Below are 1,147 nucleotides of genomic sequence, written 5' to 3'. Positions count from 1 at the left end.
GGGGGTGGTCTACACCGGCCTCGTGTTCGTGCTGCTCTACGGCGCGATTCAAAAGCTGCCGACGTCGACCGTCGGCGCGCTCTCGTTCATCTACCCGCTCGTGGCACTCGTGGTGGACTACGCGGTGTTTGCGCAACGCCTCGGGTTCTTCCAATGGGTCGGTGCAGCCGCGATCCTGCTGGCGGCCGCGGGCACGACGCTGGGCTGGTCGCGGCCGAAGGCCGGGAGCGTTGTTCGGCGTACCACGCCAGGTTGACGCCCGCGCCAGCCTGTTTCCGGGGTGGGCGCCCTCCATGGGCCAACATTTCTCGTACACGGTCGAGAGCAGCGCCACCGCCTACACCTTGAGGGCCGCGGGTGGTGAGTGCGCCGCACCTAGAACGCGTACTGGATCCCGAACGAGACCAGCACCGGCAACTGGTAGACCTCTTCGCGGGTCCGGTAGTCGGGGCTGTAGCTGTAGCCCGAGACGTTCTTCCGGTTGTAGGCGTTGATCAGCTCGACGTACTGCGTGAGGCGGGGCGACACCTTGCGGTCCAGCCGCAGGTCCAGCCGGTGGTAGGCCGGTACGCGCACCGAATTGATGGCGCCGTAGACCGGCTTGGCGCGCCCGTCGGGGTACGTGCCCGTGCCCACCACCGGCGTGTACGGCGAGCCGGTGTGGTAGCTCCACTTGGCGCCCCAGGTCCAGGCGTCCGATTGCTTGTACTGGCCCACCAGCGTGGCGATGACGGGCTGGTCGTAGTCGAAGCGGAAGCTCTCGCCCGTCAGGTCGTTCCGGCGCCGCGCCTGCGAGACGCTGAGCGAGAAGAAGCCGGTCAGCTTCTCGCTGCCGTCCTTCTTCACCAGCAGCTCGAAGCCGCTGGCCGTGCCGCTGCCGCCGTTGACGTACTTCAGCGCCGGGTCGTCGACCGCATAGCCCTGGAAGGTCTTGCGATAGACCTCGGCACGCACCGACCAGCCGGCGTCGAGTGCCTGCGTCACGCCCAGCACGTACTGCGTGCTGCGCAGGTGGGCGAGCTGGGGGTTGCCGATGTCGCGCAGCGCCTGCTCGATGGGTGGCGGCTGGTGGTGCCGGCCCATGCCCGCCGACGCCAGGGTGCGCGGCGACAGGTTCCACTCCAGTCCCAGGCGCGGTTCGGTGAAG

General features: G+C 68.4%; 2 protein-coding genes. One reads left to right on the top strand and one right to left on the bottom strand.

Annotated features, from left to right (window positions below; all coding sequences use genetic code 11):
- Positions 1-256 (top strand): EamA family transporter (locus AC1D12_RS33800; RefSeq protein WP_477845444.1); only part of this gene is annotated, 256 nt, incomplete at its 5' end.
- 119 nt (positions 257-375) lie between these two features.
- Here the strand turns inward: AC1D12_RS33800 and AC1D12_RS33795 are convergent.
- A partial coding sequence (locus tag AC1D12_RS33795) for a TonB-dependent receptor (RefSeq protein WP_477845443.1) occupies positions 376-1,147 on the bottom strand: 772 nt, incomplete at its 5' end.

Source organism: Rhizobacter sp. P1_G5 (genome assembly GCF_056405435.1).
This window is presented reverse-complemented; position numbering and strand designations above follow the sequence as displayed.